The organism is Paenibacillus sp. NPDC058367 (genome assembly GCF_042723305.1).
In the GTDB taxonomy this organism is placed as follows: Bacteria; Bacillota; Bacilli; order Paenibacillales; family Paenibacillaceae; genus Paenibacillus_AQ.
Window position 1 is genome coordinate 248,293 of sequence record NZ_JBHXIZ010000003.1, and the last position, 18,367, is coordinate 266,659.

The following is an 18,367-nucleotide window of genomic DNA, read 5'->3' on the forward strand; positions in this document are numbered from 1 at the left end:
AAAAAAATACCGCCAGCGCATTGACGGTACTTCAATCATTTCTACTTAGATTTCACTTAGCTGCGAACCTTCGATCAGTGAACAGCTATTTTTTCTTCTTCCCTTTAGCTCCCTTGTCATTTGCAGCCATCAGCTGACCATCATATGTATACAGCAGATGATCCTCAAGTCTCTCGCCTTGTAAATGCTTCCGTACTAGCGATTTCGCTGATTTAGGTGTGATCTCTTTATACCACACGCCTTCAGGGTATGCGATTACGACGCAGGAATCTGAACATCTACCATTACAACGGGTTACCGTCGTATGTATAAGACTCTGTGCACCTTGCTTTTCAATCTCATCTTCTATCGCTTCAGCTACCTCTTCACCTTTATGTTTCTTGCAGCTGCTACCATTACATATCAACAAGTGACTTACGGTTCCTTGTAAATTCCAAGTTGTCATGAAATCCCCATTCCTTTCATACCTAAAAATATTCGTTAGCGGATTATTCTAAACACTATCATAAGAGCCATTATAGTCAATAGAAAGAAAGACTGGTATACTATAATTGAGAATGATTATCATTGAAAAAAGGGAGCGACTTCTACCATGCCCATCCAATCCGGCGGGATGCCACATCATTCCCATCCTTTTTATATGCCTGTTAAGATTAGTAGCCTAACAAGTCTTTCCCACTACGCAACCGATAACATCCCAGCTACGAATTCCTGTATTATGTTTGTCTGGGAAGGTAAAGGTCAGCTTGAGATAGATGGCGAACTTCATAGCCTCGAATCCGGAAACATCATGATCTTTGCTGCAACTTCAAATTTGAAGCTAGAGAATGAGCAACAGTTACAGGGGATGTGGATAGAGTACACCAGTATGCCCAACCGTAGGCAAGAGCATTATTCTCTAAATGGCAGCCCAGCCTTACACCACGCCTCCACACAATTGATCGCATTGTCTGGTGAGCTTTACAGTGCTTGGATAGAACCCGATGATCGGAAACCGTTTAAGGTCCAGCAATTATTCACCCAATTCATTGTGGATCTTCATCATGAACTGACTGCAAAAAAGGAGACTTCAGGAGGATGGATTGAAAATGTGTTTGAATACATAGAAGCTCATTACAACGAAGATATTACTCGGGAGCAGATGGCTACGTTAGCTGGGGTAAGCCCTGAACACTTCTCACGTACCTTTCGTAAAATTATGGGTCAAACTTTCAGCGCTTATATTACACTGTTAAGAATCCGCAGAGCACAGCAGCGAATCCTCACCAGTTCCCCAAATCTAACAACACTGGCGCATGAGGTTGGTTATGAAGAAGGAACTTATCTGAGCCGTAAATTCAAGCAGCTTGTGGGTCTTTCACCTACAGCCTATCAGAATAAGAACAAAAAAATTGTTGCTTTAAACTACAATCACACAGCTATCCTACGGGTACTGGAAATTATGCCTCAACTCGGTGTTTATTCGGATTGGCATCGGAGCTTAGAGCAAGTGCCAGCCTCCAAACAACTTACGATGAACGAAGGTAACTCTTCCCTTCTATTTGATTCGATAGCTTTAGCAGAGCCAGATATCATTATCAGCTACAATATTCCTGAGAATAAGATGCTGACTCCAGTTGCTCCGGTCATTGAATTACCCTTTATGCAAATGAGCTGGCGAGAGCAATTTGGCTTGATCGCTGATGTAGTCAACCGGCGACAGCGAGCAGAAGAATGGCTAGGTCATTACGATGGGCTCTGCCATACTGCCAATAAGAAACTGAATCATTCGATAGGATCGGAAAGAGGGACAGCTATCGTTTGGGAGCTTAGTTCCCGAGCAGCTTATTGTTTCAGTAGCAGTTACGGTAGGGGGTGTCAGATTTTGTACGGAGATCTTGGATTCAAGCCACCATCCATCATTATGGAGAACGGAATAATGGATTCAGGGTATCTAGTGTCATCTATTGAGGAAATCGGAACCTATCCTGCAGACTTTATTATTATCACTAGCATCCCATCATCTTCTGAGGGAAGAAAACGCCTCTCTCGCCTTCTGCGTTCTCGTGATTGGAAGCAGTTAGATGCAGTCCGTAACAATCGGGTATACATCCTGAACCAGGGTGACATGTTCTATGGATTTGATCCGCTGTCTTCTCAAGCACAGCTTAAAGAATTGCTGCATGTGATGACATCATAAATATGCACAAACGAAGATCATATTCGTCCATAGTAAATAACCAGAGAAGATTGTAAAGTTCTTATTGAGAATGATAATCAATTACCATAGGAGGAACAACAAATTGCATAATCTACAAAAGAATACTTCGAAACAGAATCATTGGCTTCTATTTCCCTTCATGCTGACGTTAATTCTAGTCCTATCAGCTTGTGGAAATTCCAATACTACGGTGGAGAATACAGGTGGTACCAGTAATACAACAGCAGCAACACAAGCACCAACCGAAACTAATCAAGAAGCAGAAAGTGCTGAAACCCCTACTGTCAAGACAGTAAGTACCGTAAAAGGTGATGTTGAAATCCCTGTTCATCCTAAACGAATTGTCGCTGAGGAATACTTGGGAAGTCTAATAGCTCTTGATACCATTCCTATCGGAGCTCCAGGCTTGACCTTAGAGAATATGTATTATAAGGAGGCTCTTACCGGTGTTACAGACACAGGGGCGTACGGTAAAATGTCACCTGAAAAAATCATCGCACTAAATCCTGACTTGATTATTTCGGGACAAGCAGAAAGCTATGAAACGCTTAGCAAAATTGCTCCTACCATCATTGTGCCTTACGGGGATTTAAAAGATGCTCATGCAGAATTAACCTATTTCGGAGAACTCCTTGGAAAGGAACAAGAAGCAAAGAATTGGCTTGCAGATTATGACAAACGGATAGCCGAAGCTAAAGCAAAAGTGGACAAGGTCCTACCTGCAGATGCAACCTTCTCCATCATGGAAGACGGTGGAAAATCCATCTGGGTCTATGGCGATAACTTTGGCCGAGGCGGACAGCCCATCTATCAAGCGCTTGGTCGCAAGCCGCCTACAGAAGTAGCCGCGGAGATTATGGAGAAACAATGGGCGGAAATATCTAAAGAAGCGTTAACTAAGTATGCCGGAGATTATATTATCTTAACCTCAAATAACCTTACAGAAGCTGATTACAAGGCTGATTCATTTTGGGGCAACCTTCCTGCAGTCAAAAATGGACACCTCTATGTTTGGAAAGAAGAACGTTCCTGGTATTATGACCCTATCGCGGTATTAACCCAGACCGAAGAGCTGGCCGATTGGCTAATAAATAATAAATAATGCATGAGGAAAAGGGATGTCCGAAGCCATAGCGGCTAAGCGGACATCCCTTTATTGTTGTACAAAATTCCTACTAAGATAACTTATAAGCATCTAAAGGCGTTTTATCTGTGAGTGTTGTTATCTCACGCTTCAAATTTAACTTATTGCAGGGACTTCAACAACGTGACTATCTCATCCAGCTGCTTGTCCAGCGCATAAGCATCAGAGAGATAATAAGTTTTGAGATCGTAGGTGAACACATGACCCGCCTTAACAGCAGGTAGACTTTGCCAGAAGACACTGTCCAGAATGTCCAGCTTATCCTGCTCCACACCACGGCTGAAGCCTTGGAATATATAATCAGCTTCTCCTAGATACTCGGGCAGCGTTTCGAGAGAAAGGGAAGCCCAGCCTTCCTTAAAGGCTACCTCTTCGACAAGATCAGGTGCATGCAGCCCCAATCCGTTGTATATAATCTCTCCACCACGCCCATATGACGAACCGTATAGAAACAGCTCTTTACCGGCAATTTCAAAGATTGCCACCTTTTTGTCAGCTGCGATCAGATCGGCCAATTCCGCTTTCTTCGCTTCCAGCTTCTGATTGAAATCCGTCACCCATTTTACAGCCTGCTGCTCCTTGTTCAAGATTTTCCCGATCTCAATCAATCGTTCCTTATAGTCGTATTTACCCCAAGGAATAAAGACAGTCGGAGCAATCTTGGAGATTTGCTCATAGGTATCTTCCTGATAAGTGATAATCAAATCCGGTTCCAGGCTCGTTATTTTCTCCAGGGACACCGTCATGTCATCACCCACTACTTCTACACCTGTAAGCGCCTCTTTGAAATATGGATGATTCAAGATGTCATTCCCAGCTACGGCAATGGGCGTCACCCCCAGCGTCAGAAGATCACCGATAAAGTCTTGTACCGGAATTACAATTCTTTGTGGATTGCGTGGGATCTGCACCGGACCTTTATCGCTTTCGTATGTCCAGTACTCTGCATCAGCAGCCGGCTCCGTGCTGGCAACTACAGAATCATTAGTGCTTTTAGCCACTTCAGCAGACGTGCTAGCTGGAGCATTCCCCTGATTAGCAGCTTGTCCGCATGCGCTCAACATTAGCACCAGCGTAAGTACAACGGCTATCATACTTGTTTTTCCTAACGATATTACTCTGTACAATGTAAATCCCCCTTGAGACTTTATATTATTGTGATATTGATAATCAATATCATTTAGATCCATGTTTAATATAACGTCTCCGTGGGAAAACATATATACACGCTAATACATCAATTTGGCTATGGACGATTGTCAGCTTAACTTATGGCCGGTTAACAAATCTGTCTGTATCTCCAACTGACGTTCGAGTGCAAGCCCTTCGCTGCCCCAAAATTCCTCAAGCTTGAGGAAATATATGCGTTCATTTCTGAATGCTGGAAGATTGCGCCAAACCACACTCTTGCTAATGCGTTTACGTGTTCTCGACATCCAGTCCTCTCGTCCTGATACAACCACAAACATATGGTCAGCCGCGTATATTGGCAATTCCGACAATGAGATGCATAGATGATCATTCCGCTCCAGAACATCTGACCTTACCTTGTCCGGCGGAGCTAACCCTAGCATTGGATACAGATTGTACACACCTCGGGCTGTATGATTCCAGATATAAATACTGTTATCTTGCCTAATCTCATACACCGCTACCGTTTCACCAGATTCAATTAGTGAGGACAAGCGCTGCTTGGCCAAATCTATTTTCAAATGATAGTGTCTTATCCATGCTTCTGCCCTCTCCTCTTCTCCCAGCAGTCTGCCGAATAAACGAATCTGTTCTAAGCGGTCCATTTCATCACATTCCACCGTAACTAGTGGACCCAATTTTTCCATCCATTTAAGCTGACGGGGGCTCAGATAGGTCGGTGCAATGACTATATCAGCTTCCAGTCCAGACAAGTCCGCTTCCGCCGAACATCCCTGCAACTCAAACGATCGTACATCCGCCAGTTCCGGCTGTAAAAGCAATGAGTAGTTCATCACATCTTTTTCAACCGCGACAGGCTTCACACCCAGCGCAAGTAAATCCCCGAAAAATTGCAACGCTACAATCCGCTTCGGTTTGGGACGCAAACGGAAATCTGTTGGAGTCATCCCGGTGACTTGCTTGAATTTCCGGCTCAGATATAGTCCATCTGAATAGCCTACTTTTTGAGAAATTTGCTGGATTGTTGCTTGGCTGGACATTAAATATTTTTTCGCTTTATTCACTCTTAAATGAGCTACATATTCGGTGAAGCTCCACCCCGTCTGCTTGCGGAACCATACTGAGAAATAGCGAGGATTAAATCCCATCATTCTAGACATCATCTCTCGCGTAATCTCCTTTTGGATGTTCTGGTGAATATAAGAGAGCATTCTGAAATATGAACTATCCGTTATGTCTGCTTCAGTGTCAGCCTCTACGACCAGTTGATGCAGCTGATACAGCAAGGATTGAATTCTATCTGCCTGTACTTCTAAATTATTGGCAGCAACATCTTCCAATTCGCTGAATAAGCGGGTTATTTTATTCGTCGTACGTACTGGTAAAATCCCATTGACCGGAAAAAATTCACGGCAAAGTCCATAAACCAATTCTTGCTCAGTGCTATTGCTTAGCCCATATACCTCATAGGAGATTGCTAGAACAGAGATAACGGTCTCTAATGAAGCATTAATATGATAAATCGTACCTGCACTTAAAAAAAGAATTTCACCTATTTTAAGAGCTACTGTCTCTCCTTCAATGGTTATTAGAACGGTAGCTTCTTTTGGTGTCAGGAAGAGTGGGGACTGGGCCATCTGGAGATTATTGATGTGACCACCGCCGCATTGGCGTTTCCCAGCCTCTTTTAACATATAAATTCTGTGTACCAGGTTATTATTAGATAGCTTCATTCCTGCTCCCTTCCAGATCATCAGGCTATTAAACCTTGAAATATAAAGAAGGCGCATAAGGCTTCTCTCCGCTCGAAATGGATAAGAAGCCCTATACGCACAACATTAAAATCAAACCTATTCCTTAAGAATTTACCGCTATTAATGGTCGTCAACGACACCAAGCGCCTTATTCTTCTCTTTGAACCGCTCATTGTGAGAAGACACATAAGCAACTTTAGCCGCAGTTGGATCTATGAACAGCTTGGCACTATTAAGCGCCAGAACTGCATCGGTGAAGGCACCGGCAATTAAACGTACCTTACTTGTATAATCCACAAAGTCACCAGCTGCAAATATGCCTGGGAGATTGGTCTCCAGCTTATCAGATACGTTCGCACACCATTCGCCCATATCAAGGCCCCACTCTTTTAACGGACCAAAATCGCTCTTAAGACCATGGTTTACGATCACTGCATCCACTTCAAATTGCTCTGATTCACCTGTCTCTATGTGGTTGATCGTCACCTGATCTATCGTTTCCCCATTACTGCTGTGTAATTGGCTTACTGCATAGGGCACGCGGACATTGACCGAAGATTCCTTCATCCGCACAATATTTTTCTCATGACCCCCAAACTGTTCACGACGGTGCACAATCGTTACACTTGCTGCAATCGACTCCAGTTCATTTGCCCAGTCTACTGCAGAGTCTCCTCCGCCGGAGATCAGCACCCTTTTACCACGGAATGGCTCTAGCTCCTGAACGGTATAATGAAGATTCGTCACCTCATAGCGATCCGCACCTTCGATTTCGAGCTTAGCCATTTGTAGGATTCCGTAACCAATTGCCAGAATAACGGTTCGTGTCCAGTGTTGTTCCCCGGTAGACGAGGTTAAGATATATGTCCCGTCTTCTTGTCTCTCTTGATTCATAATTTGCTGTCCCAGCACAATGGTGGGTTCAAAGGTCTGCGCCTGCTCCTTGAGCTGCCCAATCAGCTGATGACAGAGAGTCGGCGTTACTCCACCTACGTCCCAGATCATTTTTTCAGGATAAATAAGCATTCTTCCTCCGAGCTCATCCTTCGCTTCAATCAACTTCGTCTTGAGGTCTCTCATTCCACTATAAAAAGCTGTATACATCCCAGCAGGTCCGCCGCCAATAATCGTTACATCGTATAATTCCAGTTGATTGTTCATTATGTCCCTCCAAAAGTATATTCTATTGATGCCCTTAGCTTCTTACGCTCCAAATTGTGCCTCATGTAGTCGACTGTAAATTCCGGTAGTCTGTAACAGTTCTTCATGTCTGCCTTGTTCAGCGATACCACCTTCCGCAACAACAACAATACGGTCGGCATTCTTGATCGTTGCCAATCGATGAGCAATAACAAGCGTCGTACGACCTTGTGACAACTCTGCAAGTGCTTCCTGAATTGCGGACTCCGTCTCGGTATCCAACGCCGATGTGGCTTCGTCTAGAATGAGAATCGTTGGATTCTTCAGGAACATCCGGGCAATGGACAGCCGCTGCTTCTGACCTCCAGAGAGCTTAACGCCCCGCTCCCCGATCATAGTATCCAGTCCAGCAGGCTGGGATTTGATCAGCTCTTCCAATTGGGCGCGCCGTGCTGCCTCCCAGATTTCTTCATCGGAGGCACCCAACCGCCCGTAAGCGATATTCTCACGGATGGTTCCGTCAAACAGAAATACATCTTGCTGTACAATCCCGATGTGTGAACGAAGAGATTCAAGCTTCATGGAACGAATATCAATTCCATCAATGCTAATGTTACCCTCACTTACATCATAGAAGCGAGGTAGTAGACTGCAAAGCGTTGTCTTACCCGCACCAGATGGACCGACCAGAGCAACGGTCTCTCCTGCTTGAATCGACAGATTCACATTTTGGAGTACGTTCTCTTTATCGCTGTAGGCGAAAGCCACATCATGGAAGGTTATATTCCCCTTAAGATCATGAACTGTCTTAGCGTCAATCGCATCATCAACATCCGGCTCCGTCTCCAGCAGTTCGAGATAACGTTTGAAACCTGCAATGCCTTTGGGATAGGTCTCAATGACCGAGTTAATCTGTTGTAATGGTCCTAAAAATACATTGGACAACATCACAAAAGCAATAAATTCACCGTAGGTCATTTGCTTCTGGATTACAAAATATGTTCCGCATACGAGAACAAATAACGAGACCAGTTTCATGAGAACAAAGCTAAAGGATGAATTCCAAGCCATAATTCGATAGGTCATCAGCTTTGTTATACGGAAGCGTTCGTTATTGACCGCAAAACGGGAAATTTCATGATTCTCATTAGCAAAAGCTTGCACAACGCGGATCCCGCTTACATTGTTCTCCACACGTGCGTTATAGTCAGCAATATCCGCGAACATAATGTGGAAGGCTTTAGACATTTTCCGGCTGAAGTACATGGATAAATAAATCATAAGCGGAACGATCACAAACGTCAGAATAGCTAATTGCCAATTGATACTGAGCATAATGCCGAACACACCGAGCAGCGTCATTACTGCTATAAAGAGATCCTCTGGACCGTGGTGGGCAATCTCACCGATGTCCATCAAATCATTTGTCATCCGGGATACTAGATGGCCGGTCTTGTTGTTGTCAAAGAAATTGAAAGATAACTTCTGAACTCGGTCAAAAAGCTTTTTTCTCATATCCGATTCGATATTAATCCCCAGCTTATGCCCCCAGTAAGTGACGACAAAATGCATAAAGGCACTGACAATATATATCCCCAGCAAGCCGAGGCATGAATAGAGTATCCATCTCCAATTGCCGCTTGGCAGCAGATCATCTACTACCCGGTTAACGGCTAACGGAAAGACCAGTTCAAGTAGTGCAGCAGCAATCGCACAAGAAAAATCAAGAATAAACAATCCCTTATAGGGCCTATAGTAAGCAAAAAAACGACGCAACATGTTAATAATTCGCTCCTTCTGGTGAGAGATCAGCCTACTTTCATCAAGATTTCGTACGGGCTAACAAATACAAAAAGTATGGTGCTCCAATTACAGCTACAACGATACCCGTAGGAATCTCAGACGGCTGGAGGATCCAGCGTCCAATGGTATCCGCTGTAATAACGAGTAGTGACCCAAGCAGTGCCGAAGTCGGAAGCATGAGTTGATGCTTCGGCCCAACTAACCGTCTCGCCAAATGGGGTCCGACCAATCCCACAAAACCAATTCCACCGCTGACAGCGACACTCGCCGCTGCTAATCCTACCGCAGCCGCAAGAAGCCGAAATTGTTCCTTCGTTACTGCAGCACCAAGTCCCACAGCGGTCTGCTCCCCTAGATTCAGTACGTTCATCACCCTTGCCTTATAGATGACATAAGGCACCAGAATAAGAATCCACGGTAGGAGTGAAAGTACAAACTTCCAGCTTGTTCCCCAAATGCTGCCTGCTAGCCAAGTAGCGACGAATTGGTATTTTTCTGGATCAAGCCTTAGCGTAAGCACGATCATAGCTGCACTCATCCCAGCTGCGACAGCTACACCAGTCAACAGTAGACGCATAGGCGATATTCCTTGGTGCCGTTTATACGCTAGAGCATAGATTAAGGCAGCTGTAAGCCCCGCACCGACGAACGCTACCATTGGCAACAGATACACCGGAGCCGCGGTTGCCGTAGGGTAAAAAGAGATTAACAACATAACCATAATTCCTGCACCAGCATTAATCCCTAAGATACCAGGGTCCGCTAACGCGTTACGAAAGACGCCCTGCATCACAGCACCGGATACAGCCAGACCTGCCCCAATTAGAACGGAAATCACAATACGTGGCAGCCGAAACTGAAACAAGATTAACTCTTGCTTGTCGGTTCCTTTACCGAACAATGTATTAATCAACTCCATAGGAGTCAAACGTATGTAACCTGTATTCATACTAATAATAAAAGCAATCACAATTAGTACAGCCAACGAAATCATGATAATTAAGCCCCGTTTGTTTTTGGCGGCTTCGAAGGAACCGAATGTCGTCTTTTCCATCATTACAGCTCCCTCCTTTCTTTACGTGCAAGATAAAGGAAGAAAGGTACACCAATCAGTGCAATAATAGCGCCAAGTGGCGTTTCATTAGGTGGATTAATCATCCGCGCAGTTAAATCTGCAAATACAGCAAGTAAACTGCCGAGGATCGCTGAACACGGAATAATCCATCTGTAATCGACACCCACAAAAAATCGTGTCAAATGCGGAATAATTAGTCCAATGAAACCAACTGCACCAACTACGGCAACCGATGATCCAGCCAAAATCAATACGATTAATGCACCTGCTAACTTCACAAGCCCTGTACGCTGACCTAGACCTTTCGCAACATCGTCACCTAAACTGAGCATCGTGATCGATCGAGAGATTACCATTGCACCAATTAAAGCGGCCCCTATCCAAGGGAACATGATTTTGAGTTGGATCCATTTCGTTCCAGCCACACCTCCCGCATACCAGAAAGCTAAATCTTGACCGATGTGAAAATATAAAGCTACCCCTTCACTCAGTGCCGACAAAAGCGCACTAAAAGCAGTACCGGCCAGCACCAAACGAGCAGGAGTTAATCCTCCCTTAGCAAGTGATCCAATTCCGTATACGACGCCCGCGCCTACGCCGGCACCCACGAAAGAATATAGAATCAAATACATAAACGATAAATTTGGAAAAAAAGCAAAACATAGTGCAAGCGCAAATCCTGCACCTGAGTTGATACCCATCAGACCTGAATCAGCCAATGGATTTCGCGTCATCCCTTGCATAATGGCGCCAGCAACTGCAAAGCTAGCCCCTATCATTGCCCCGCCAAGTACACGAGGTAATCTTAATTCTCTAATAATCTGATGATCCATGATCTCCGGATCAAAGTGAAACACAGCTGACCATACCACAGACAGCTTAATATCTGCTGCACCGAAGGAGACGGAAACAGCAATTCCTAATAATAATAGCGCCAGACCGCCGACCAAGATTAATGTTGCCGCCCAAGGACGTGAACGAAATTCTCGTTTAACTACTCCTTTATCGGCTCCTATCCTGGTAGTTATCTGTTGATTCATGAATGCCACCCTATTTCTGTGAAATTGATTCTCATTATCATTAGACTATTGTAAATTACATTTCCTAGGTTTGGCAATAGATAGATTTAATTGGAACCATTTAATTTATTGCATTGACAGAAATTCTAAGCTTTGATACAGTTCAAATTGAAAATAATATTGATAATGATTCTCATTATTATTTGGTACATATACTTAGGGAGGTTTACCATGCTAAAAAGAAAGACCCTTTTCCCCATCCTGGCACTCGTAATGTTATTGTCTGTATTTGTGACGGCTTGCGGGGGAAACAACAATGCTTCATCTAATACACCAACAGCGACAACTGAAACAACAACAGCCCCGAGTGCAGAGGCAACAGCTGTTCCTGATGCTTCCGCTGCCGAAATGCGCAGCTATGAAACTACTAAAGGTACTGTTCAAATCCCAGTTAGACCTCAGCGGATCGTTACAGATTATTATGGTGGGGAATTACTCTCCGTTGGAGCTAACGTCATAGGTGTTGAACCTAGTACTTTTGATAACCCCTTCTTGAAAGACCTGCTCAAAAACACACAAGATGTTGGTGCTCCAGTCAACGCTGAGAAAGCATTAGAGCTTGCACCTGATCTAATTGTAGTTATGTACGATGACAACTATGATGCTTTATCCAAAATCGCTCCAACCATTCATATACCATACGGAACTGCTACGAACATCTATGAAACCGTAAAACTGTTTGGAGATATTGTAGGAGCACCTGATAAAGCTGAGCAATTCATTGCTGACTTTGAGAAAAAGGCTGCTGAAGGCCGCGAAAAGCTTAAAGGTGTCGTGAATGATAATGATACATTCGGAATTTATGAGCTGACTGACAAAGGTGAGCTATGGACCTTCGGTAACAATGCAGGCCGTGGTGGACAAGCCCTATATAATGCACTTAAGCTGAAAATGCCTACTAAGAACAGCAATGACAACCAAACACTTCAGCTATCCATGGAGCTATTGCCAGAATATGCAGCGGATTACATGTTCCTAACTACTTATGATCCTGATAAAAAAGGTGATAAGCTGAAAGAGCTGAAGGAATCACCCGTTTGGAACGGACTTGCTGCTGCGAAGAACGACCATCTGTTCTACAACGATTTTGATACTTTTTATCGCTATGATCCTATTGCCATTACCGCACAAATCGATCTGTTCGTTGATATGATTCTTGAGCGCAACGGTAAGAAATAAGAATAGACACATAAAGAAACACCCCACTTATTAGGCATCGCCTAAAGTGGGGTGTTTTGGTTATACATAAGAAGTTTCTATTAAATTTATATCATCTAGTATATTCATTATACTCATCAGTGTTATTTAATTTTTTGTACATATACTCATCATTTTTAAGCTTATAGAGCTGCCCCATCCCCGCAAATACGAAAAACAGCACCAAAATTAATCCATACGCATAGGTGAATTCACCAATATAAAAGCAAGTGACTATCGCAACAAGGGTCAAGATCATTAATGCGACTGCAATTCTGGAAAAAATCTTTTTCAAATGGAATCCCCCCTACGTTTTTATTTGTTAATATTATCATAATTGGAATTAAATTTACATCTTGTATTATTCGTTGTGGGAACATCAAGCAGTTCGATATGAGCCAGCATATTGCGAGTGTATATTTTGGTGTATATACGATAAAAGAGGACTTGAAATAAAAGATACGCTCCGCCTACCAACAAACAAAACCACATCGGCTCCAGAGCTGTAGACATTTCAACCCTAGAAGAACTAACAACATAAAAAGAAGACAATGCAATACCTAATGCATACGGGAGAAAAAACAGTACTTTTAAAGGGCCGCCTATAATGCGAGCCACGTCCTTAGAAGTAATTCCAATCTTGTTCAGCTTCCTGAATTTGATCCTCTCACGCTCTAAATCAGTCTGAATACTGAAATGCAGCACTATCCCGGAGGCGCCGAAAAATATTAAACCAACAAATGAAATTACGAAGATTCCAAATCGGCCAGACTCCTGTAACTGTAGATAGTCACTTATTCTAGACTTCGTAGAGAATACGAGAGCTTCGTGCCGTTCATTGCCATACCAGGACTCTGTATTGTCTTTGTTATATTTGGCTAAAGCGGCATTTAACTTAGCATCTATATCCGCAGTTTTTTTCCAATCCTTAAAATCCAGGAGCTGAAGGTTACCGATCGCTTTTTTATTTTCCGCTTTCAGCGCCATATAGTCCTCTTCGTTTACAATGACATGAAGACCATTCATAAGATTCGGCACAGGGTTAAATAGCATTTTAAATATAAGTCCTTGTGAGTACAACGTATGATTCCCGGAAGAAAGCTTCATTTCGAAGGTGGGCATCTCTGGTCTTTGATTCTTCCATTCTTCTCCTCGAGCAACTAAGGCAAGATTAAGAAAGTGATCTTTCTCCACATGATAATCAGTGCCGATTAATGTGTTGATGTTTTGATCCAAAAATACTTTGAAATTGAACAAATCAATGTATTCAAGCGTTTGGTGTGAAATCAGCGGTGTAGCACCATGATCCGTGATTTCGCTGAGTGTCTCAGATGGAAGGCTATTTTTCCCGAATACTTCTGCATAGGCAATATCATAAGGGTTGTTTTTCACAGGAATATTCTCAGCATCCCAGGTAATATAAAAGATAATACCGCTTAGAGAAATTGTTATGAAGACGAGGAAGGTGATAAGAGAAAGCACTATTTTGGAGCGACCAAGGGTATAGTTCAAATCGGAGCTAAACATTAAATGCTTATGATAAGCTTTCGTAGATCGCGAAAAGATGAGTTTCATCCAGTCCCCAAGTCCTGACAGCAGCAAATAGACACCCACCATACTTACTCCCAGATTGATTAACATCATACGGGCATCATCAGGACTGTAATGAGTAATCATATCATAAACGGAGATCCCCAGTAGTACGACTCCGATGATCCCTGTGATTTTACCATGAAGAAGGCTACGTTCTGCGGTTCTGGATTCTTTTAAAAGGCGTACAATGTTGTATCTCAGCGTTAATATTAATTGGATTCCAATCACAGCTATGTAAATAATCCCGAAGAATTTAATGGTATACAGATAACTTTCCAGCGTAAGTGAAAAAGAACTGCCCCCTATATTAACAAACAACGAGATGATGAAGAAGAAAAGAACGGAGAAGACCGTCCCTGCACCTAAACCCGTGAGAATCGAAGCTAACGCAATCAAGCTATTTTCTAACAAAATAATTTTACGGATATTGTGGCTCGTCATTCCAAGAACCATTAACAGCCCAAAGTCGCTTTTTCTAAATTTCAAAAAGGCCATTTGCGCATATACAATAAATAGAACAGCAAATACTCTCATCACCAAAAAAGGAGCATATAAATTACCGGACACCATTCCATTCACTTGATAGGGGTCATTAAAATCAGGGTTTATATACAGGGAGTAAAAGGCGAAAAAGACCATAATCGTAAAGCTGCTGCATAGGAAAAATAACAAGTACCTTCTAAGGTTCGCCTTAAACATCTGAATAGCCATTCTCTTAAAGGTCATCTTCTCCCCCTCCAATGAAGGCCAGACTCTCCAGAATCCTATCAAAAAATGCTCTCCGTTCTTTATTGTCCCTAGTAATCTCTAATAGAGCCTTCCCATCCTTGATAAAGAGCACGCGATTACAATAGCTGGCCGCAAAAGGATCATGCGTGACCATCACAATTGTTGCTCCTTTCAGAGCATTCAGTTTGGCGAAGGTCTTCATTACTATACTTGAGGATTTGGAATCCAAATTCCCCGTCGGCTCATCCGCAAAGATCACCTCCGGATCATTAATAATCGCTCTGCTAATCGCCGCTCGTTGTTGCTGTCCTCCTGAAACCATATACGGATATTTATCCTTCACCTCGCCCAGATCAAATAGCAATATCGTCTCATCTGTCTTGGTATTGATGTCGTCTACCTCTTGGTCATCCAAAACCATGGGCACCATTATATTTTCCCGTAGGGTCAGGCTATCCAGCAGATTGTAATCTTGAAAAACGAACCCCATTCGCTGCCGGCGAAACAGTGCAAGCTCATTCTTAGACATCTCGCTTATACTAGTCTCTGCAATCCGGACTACCCCACTATATTCCGTGTCGATCCCGCTAAGGATGTTTAGCAGCGTCGTTTTACCACTCCCCGAAGGCCCCATAATCGCAACAAGCTCTCCGCTATCCACACTCAGGCTTATGCCGTTTAGCGCCCGAAACACATTCATTTTGCCCTTGCCTTTATATTCTTTTGAGAGATTCTCTACCTCTAGAATAGGCATGCTCGCACCGTCCCCTTCATAGCTTGGCGGATTAACATTAAATGGAATTATGTTATTCCTGTAAATACTATAAAACTAAGTGAAGAGAACGGTTGTTAGATTGCTCACAGAACAAGAAAACTTGATTCCTCCTCTATCATTTCCGCTCTTGCAAGAAACAAAGACAAACAAAACCAGTAAAAGCAAGTCCTCCGATAGCTGCCAGTGAGAAGGAAAACGCCCTTACATAATCCGATAAATCTGCTTCCAAAAGAGAATGTTTCAACGAAGTGGAGAACAAAATACCGATTAGAGCCACCCCTAACGAGTTTGCTAAATACATAATTGTAGTGATCAGACCTGATCCTGTGCCCGTAATCCTTGCTGGTACTGAACTGAGCGTGACGTTGACTAATGGTGTAGTAGCCATGCCGAGACCGAAGCCATATATCAATAATATTAAAATATTTCGTGCGCCCAGCAGATGCGTCGCATCCACATTTAGCTCCCATATAAGCAATAAACTAGAGCATCCCAACATCAGCGCTCCTATTTTAAGTACACTCATCCCCCATCTTTTGACCATTCGAGACGATATCAGGGAAGTCAGAAAAAAGCCTATACCTATAGCCAAAAAAACCAAACTTGTATCTTGAACATTATAGTGCAAGCCAAATTGCATATAGTAGCTTAAAACAAAAAAGAAGGAGAACATGCCTAGATAAAGGACAAGCACGGTCGCCAGACCTATACTAAATGTTCTATGTCTGAAAATAGACAGATCGACTAATAAACAATTCCCCTGCTTTCCTTTCCGATTTTCAACCCAGATAAAAGTAAACAACACGAATAAAGCTATAATTAGACAGCCTGAGATCCACAATGGCCACCCTTGTTTTTGTCCCTCAGATAACGGATAGATCAGCAGAAACAAACCGATCAGTAGTAGGAAGCTTCCCGTCCAATCAATACTGTGCGTCTGCTCGGCCCGTGTTTCAGGAACAATCGGCATTAACAGCAAGACGAGAAGTCCGAAAGGCACATTGAAAAAAAATACCGTTCGCCAACCGAGATCGAACGGATTCCAATTCACAATAGTGCCTCCGAGAATAAATCCGAAAGCGAATCCAATGCCAATCATTGCACCATAAATACCGAAAACAAGCCCTTTTTCCTTTGGCAGAAAGCTAACCTGAAGTGTAGACAAAACCTGAGGCTGGACAAGCGCAGCTGCCATACCTTGTACGATGCGAATAACAATCAGAAGTGTCGGATCTGAGGTCAAACCACCCAACACTGCCATAATCGTAAATCCACTCACTCCGATAATCAGCATTCGTTTTCTGCCGTATATATCCCCAAGCTTTCCACTAATGATCAACGCCACAGCTAATCCTAGCGAAAATCCGGTGACGATAAGCTGTGCTTCAGAGAAGCTCGCATTCAAGCGATTTTGCATTAATGGAAGGGCGACTTGAATCATATAAGTATTCAATGAAATGAGTAAAGTTGGAAGTAGAATAACCCATAGCGCATACCAACGTCGCGAATCAACTCCTTGCATTGTATTACCACCTCTTTATGAAATATATGATAATGATTATCAATTAGAATAGTCTTTTTCTCTACCTGTTAAGGGAGGTTTACTCCTTGATAAGGGAGCAAACACAAAAAAACCTCAAGCAGGCAGAATATAGTGTTCGATTCCGAACCCTATGTTCTACTGCTTGAAGCCATCTATAAGTACAAATCCTTCTAGATCCTATTTCGCTCCAAAGTCTGTTGTTCGATACGTTTTAAGTACTCGCTTGGATTGCAGCCATAGTGCTTACGGAAGGTTGTCGTGAAATTGCTGACATTACTATATCCGACCGAAACGGCTGTTTTTCCTATATTCAAACCTTCTACCTCCATGTACCAAAGCGCCTTCTCCATCCGCTTTATACGAACAAGCTCGAAGATCGTCATGCCAAATAACTCACGGAAACCCTTTTTTAGCTTGAATTCATTGATGCCTACCCGCTTGGCTAACTCACGTATGGACAGCGGTTGTTCGAAATGGATTTGCACCAACTCATGTACCCGCTTTAGATTTATAATATCATCAGGCCGGAACGTCATACTCCCGCTCATAGAGCCGTAACCATCGGACTCCCCAAATAAAGCGATAAATTCAAGCGCTTTGCTCTCCATATATAATCGTCTCAATGTTCCATGATAAGTACAATGGATCATTTCAGAGACACATTTTCGAATCGCCGCAGTGTCAGGATAACGGTCAATATTTCCATGATGATGTTTAAGCCAGTTCTCCATCTGTTGTTTCTCCGCTAGATCTCCGGCATAATACAGCAGTTCGCTTGGAGCTAGCCGTATTTCTAACAATTGATTGGGGACACCAGCTTTTTTCTCTTCATACACCTGAACATCCTCTAAAAAAAGAACATTGCCTGTTTGTTTCTCCGTGTGACTTTCCTTACCGTTCCATTCGCAATAGATTTCTCCACTCACGTTATAGCTTAGTTCGAACAACGGACAAGCTTCCTGAATGTAGAGCTTCATATCTTGTTCGTAAGTTATATCCGTATACATGATCTCCATACCTGGACGAATCCGCGTACGTGTAATGCTTCCCTGACCGATATGCGAGGGTATGGTAAGACGTTGTTCCCACTGGTTGTGCTCAACATGCCCTTCTATCCGCTCTGTAAATTGTTCAAAAAGATCATGAATCTCCAAATTCAATATTTTTAAAGCCATCGAAAGCC

General features: G+C 43.1%; 15 protein-coding genes. 3 read left to right on the forward strand and 12 right to left on the reverse strand.

The window, feature by feature from the left end; all coding sequences use genetic code 11:
• Positions 1 to 85: 85 nt before the first annotated feature.
• Complete coding sequence (locus tag ACFWMP_RS17975; RefSeq protein WP_042190321.1) at positions 86 to 445, reverse strand: (2Fe-2S) ferredoxin domain-containing protein; 360 nt, start codon at positions 443 to 445, stop codon at positions 86 to 88.
• Between the two features lie 147 nt (positions 446 to 592).
• Here ACFWMP_RS17975 and ACFWMP_RS17980 point away from each other — a divergent pair, with 147 nt between their 5' ends.
• Entirely contained in the window at positions 593 to 2,179 is a 1,587-nt protein-coding gene (locus tag ACFWMP_RS17980) for a helix-turn-helix domain-containing protein (protein WP_379424386.1), read from the forward strand.
• Between the two features lie 103 nt (positions 2,180 to 2,282).
• Positions 2,283 to 3,302, forward strand: a complete 1,020-nt coding sequence (locus tag ACFWMP_RS17985) for an ABC transporter substrate-binding protein (RefSeq protein WP_339266244.1) — start codon at positions 2,283 to 2,285, stop codon at positions 3,300 to 3,302.
• Between the two features lie 143 nt (positions 3,303 to 3,445).
• On the opposite strand, the gene ACFWMP_RS17990 is transcribed toward ACFWMP_RS17985, so the two are convergent.
• From ACFWMP_RS17990 to ACFWMP_RS18015, 6 genes are all read right to left on the reverse strand, one after another.
• A complete protein-coding gene (locus tag ACFWMP_RS17990) occupies positions 3,446 to 4,471 on the reverse strand; it encodes an iron-hydroxamate ABC transporter substrate-binding protein (RefSeq protein WP_231573323.1) in 1,026 nt (341 codons plus the stop codon).
• Between the two features lie 132 nt (positions 4,472 to 4,603).
• Positions 4,604 to 6,229 carry a helix-turn-helix domain-containing protein gene (locus ACFWMP_RS17995; RefSeq protein ID WP_379424387.1) on the reverse strand — a complete coding sequence of 542 codons (1,626 nt, stop codon included), beginning with the start codon at positions 6,227 to 6,229 and terminating at the stop codon, positions 4,604 to 4,606.
• A 141-nt stretch (positions 6,230 to 6,370) separates the two neighbouring features.
• Positions 6,371 to 7,411 carry an NAD(P)/FAD-dependent oxidoreductase gene (locus tag ACFWMP_RS18000; RefSeq protein ID WP_042190330.1) on the reverse strand — a complete coding sequence of 347 codons (1,041 nt, stop codon included), beginning with the start codon at positions 7,409 to 7,411 and terminating at the stop codon, positions 6,371 to 6,373.
• Between the two features lie 42 nt (positions 7,412 to 7,453).
• Positions 7,454 to 9,169: an ABC transporter ATP-binding protein gene (locus ACFWMP_RS18005; RefSeq protein WP_042190332.1), complete on the reverse strand. Its 1,716-nt coding sequence runs from the start codon at positions 9,167 to 9,169 to the stop codon at positions 7,454 to 7,456.
• Positions 9,170 to 9,212: 43 nt separating this feature from the next.
• Positions 9,213 to 10,247, reverse strand: a complete 1,035-nt coding sequence (locus ACFWMP_RS18010) for a FecCD family ABC transporter permease (protein WP_042194295.1) — start codon at positions 10,245 to 10,247, stop codon at positions 9,213 to 9,215.
• Positions 10,248 to 10,249: 2 nt separating this feature from the next.
• The gene (locus ACFWMP_RS18015; protein WP_379424388.1) at positions 10,250 to 11,308 is read right to left on the reverse strand and encodes a FecCD family ABC transporter permease; all 1,059 of its coding nucleotides are present in this window, start codon (positions 11,306 to 11,308) and stop codon (positions 10,250 to 10,252) included.
• Between the two features lie 210 nt (positions 11,309 to 11,518).
• Here ACFWMP_RS18015 and ACFWMP_RS18020 point away from each other — a divergent pair, with 210 nt between their 5' ends.
• Positions 11,519 to 12,526, forward strand: coding sequence for an ABC transporter substrate-binding protein (locus ACFWMP_RS18020; protein WP_379424389.1), 1,008 nt, complete (start codon positions 11,519 to 11,521; stop codon positions 12,524 to 12,526).
• Positions 12,527 to 12,617: 91 nt separating this feature from the next.
• Here the strand turns inward: ACFWMP_RS18020 and ACFWMP_RS18025 are convergent, their stop codons facing one another.
• The 5 genes from ACFWMP_RS18025 to ACFWMP_RS18045 all read right to left on the reverse strand — a co-directional run bounded on the left by ACFWMP_RS18025 (position 12,618) and on the right by ACFWMP_RS18045 (position 18,359).
• Positions 12,618 to 12,839: a hypothetical protein gene (locus ACFWMP_RS18025; protein ID WP_042190339.1), complete on the reverse strand. Its 222-nt coding sequence runs from the start codon at positions 12,837 to 12,839 to the stop codon at positions 12,618 to 12,620.
• Between the two features lie 20 nt (positions 12,840 to 12,859).
• A complete protein-coding gene (locus ACFWMP_RS18030; protein WP_379424390.1) occupies positions 12,860 to 14,863 on the reverse strand; it encodes an FtsX-like permease family protein in 2,004 nt (667 codons plus the stop codon).
• Positions 14,853 to 15,620 carry an ABC transporter ATP-binding protein gene (locus tag ACFWMP_RS18035; protein WP_042190343.1) on the reverse strand — a complete coding sequence of 256 codons (768 nt, stop codon included), beginning with the start codon at positions 15,618 to 15,620 and terminating at the stop codon, positions 14,853 to 14,855. Before ACFWMP_RS18035 ends, ACFWMP_RS18030 begins: the two co-directional genes overlap by 11 nt.
• A 136-nt stretch (positions 15,621 to 15,756) precedes the next feature.
• Complete coding sequence (locus ACFWMP_RS18040) at positions 15,757 to 17,163, reverse strand: MFS transporter (RefSeq protein ID WP_379424391.1); 1,407 nt, start codon at positions 17,161 to 17,163, stop codon at positions 15,757 to 15,759.
• 191 nt (positions 17,164 to 17,354) lie between these two features.
• Positions 17,355 to 18,359 (reverse strand): helix-turn-helix transcriptional regulator, encoded by a 1,005-nt coding sequence (locus ACFWMP_RS18045; RefSeq protein ID WP_379424392.1) that lies wholly within the window; start codon positions 18,357 to 18,359, stop codon positions 17,355 to 17,357.
• Positions 18,360 to 18,367 lie beyond the last annotated feature (8 nt).

What these genes read in the sequence shown, in the direction of transcription:
- ACFWMP_RS17975 (WP_042190321.1), bottom strand. Translation starts at nt 445, where the DNA reads ATGACAACTTGGAATTTACAAGGAACCGTAAGTCACTTGTTGATATGT.
- ACFWMP_RS17980 (WP_379424386.1), top strand. Translation starts at nt 593, where the DNA reads ATGCCCATCCAATCCGGCGGGATGCCACATCATTCCCATCCTTTTTAT.
- ACFWMP_RS17995 (WP_379424387.1), bottom strand. Translation starts at nt 6,229, where the DNA reads ATGAAGCTATCTAATAATAACCTGGTACACAGAATTTATATGTTAAAA.
- ACFWMP_RS18000 (WP_042190330.1), bottom strand. Translation starts at nt 7,411, where the DNA reads ATGAACAATCAACTGGAATTATACGATGTAACGATTATTGGCGGCGGA.
- ACFWMP_RS18005 (WP_042190332.1), bottom strand. Translation starts at nt 9,169, where the DNA reads ATGTTGCGTCGTTTTTTTGCTTACTATAGGCCCTATAAGGGATTGTTT.
- ACFWMP_RS18010 (WP_042194295.1), bottom strand. Translation starts at nt 10,247, where the DNA reads ATGGAAAAGACGACATTCGGTTCCTTCGAAGCCGCCAAAAACAAACGG.
- ACFWMP_RS18015 (WP_379424388.1), bottom strand. Translation starts at nt 11,308, where the DNA reads ATGAATCAACAGATAACTACCAGGATAGGAGCCGATAAAGGAGTAGTT.
- ACFWMP_RS18020 (WP_379424389.1), top strand. Translation starts at nt 11,519, where the DNA reads ATGCTAAAAAGAAAGACCCTTTTCCCCATCCTGGCACTCGTAATGTTA.
- ACFWMP_RS18030 (WP_379424390.1), bottom strand. Translation starts at nt 14,863, where the DNA reads ATGACCTTTAAGAGAATGGCTATTCAGATGTTTAAGGCGAACCTTAGA.
- ACFWMP_RS18035 (WP_042190343.1), bottom strand. Translation starts at nt 15,620, where the DNA reads ATGCCTATTCTAGAGGTAGAGAATCTCTCAAAAGAATATAAAGGCAAG.
- ACFWMP_RS18040 (WP_379424391.1), bottom strand. Translation starts at nt 17,163, where the DNA reads ATGCAAGGAGTTGATTCGCGACGTTGGTATGCGCTATGGGTTATTCTA.
- ACFWMP_RS18045 (WP_379424392.1), bottom strand. Translation starts at nt 18,359, where the DNA reads ATGGCTTTAAAAATATTGAATTTGGAGATTCATGATCTTTTTGAACAA.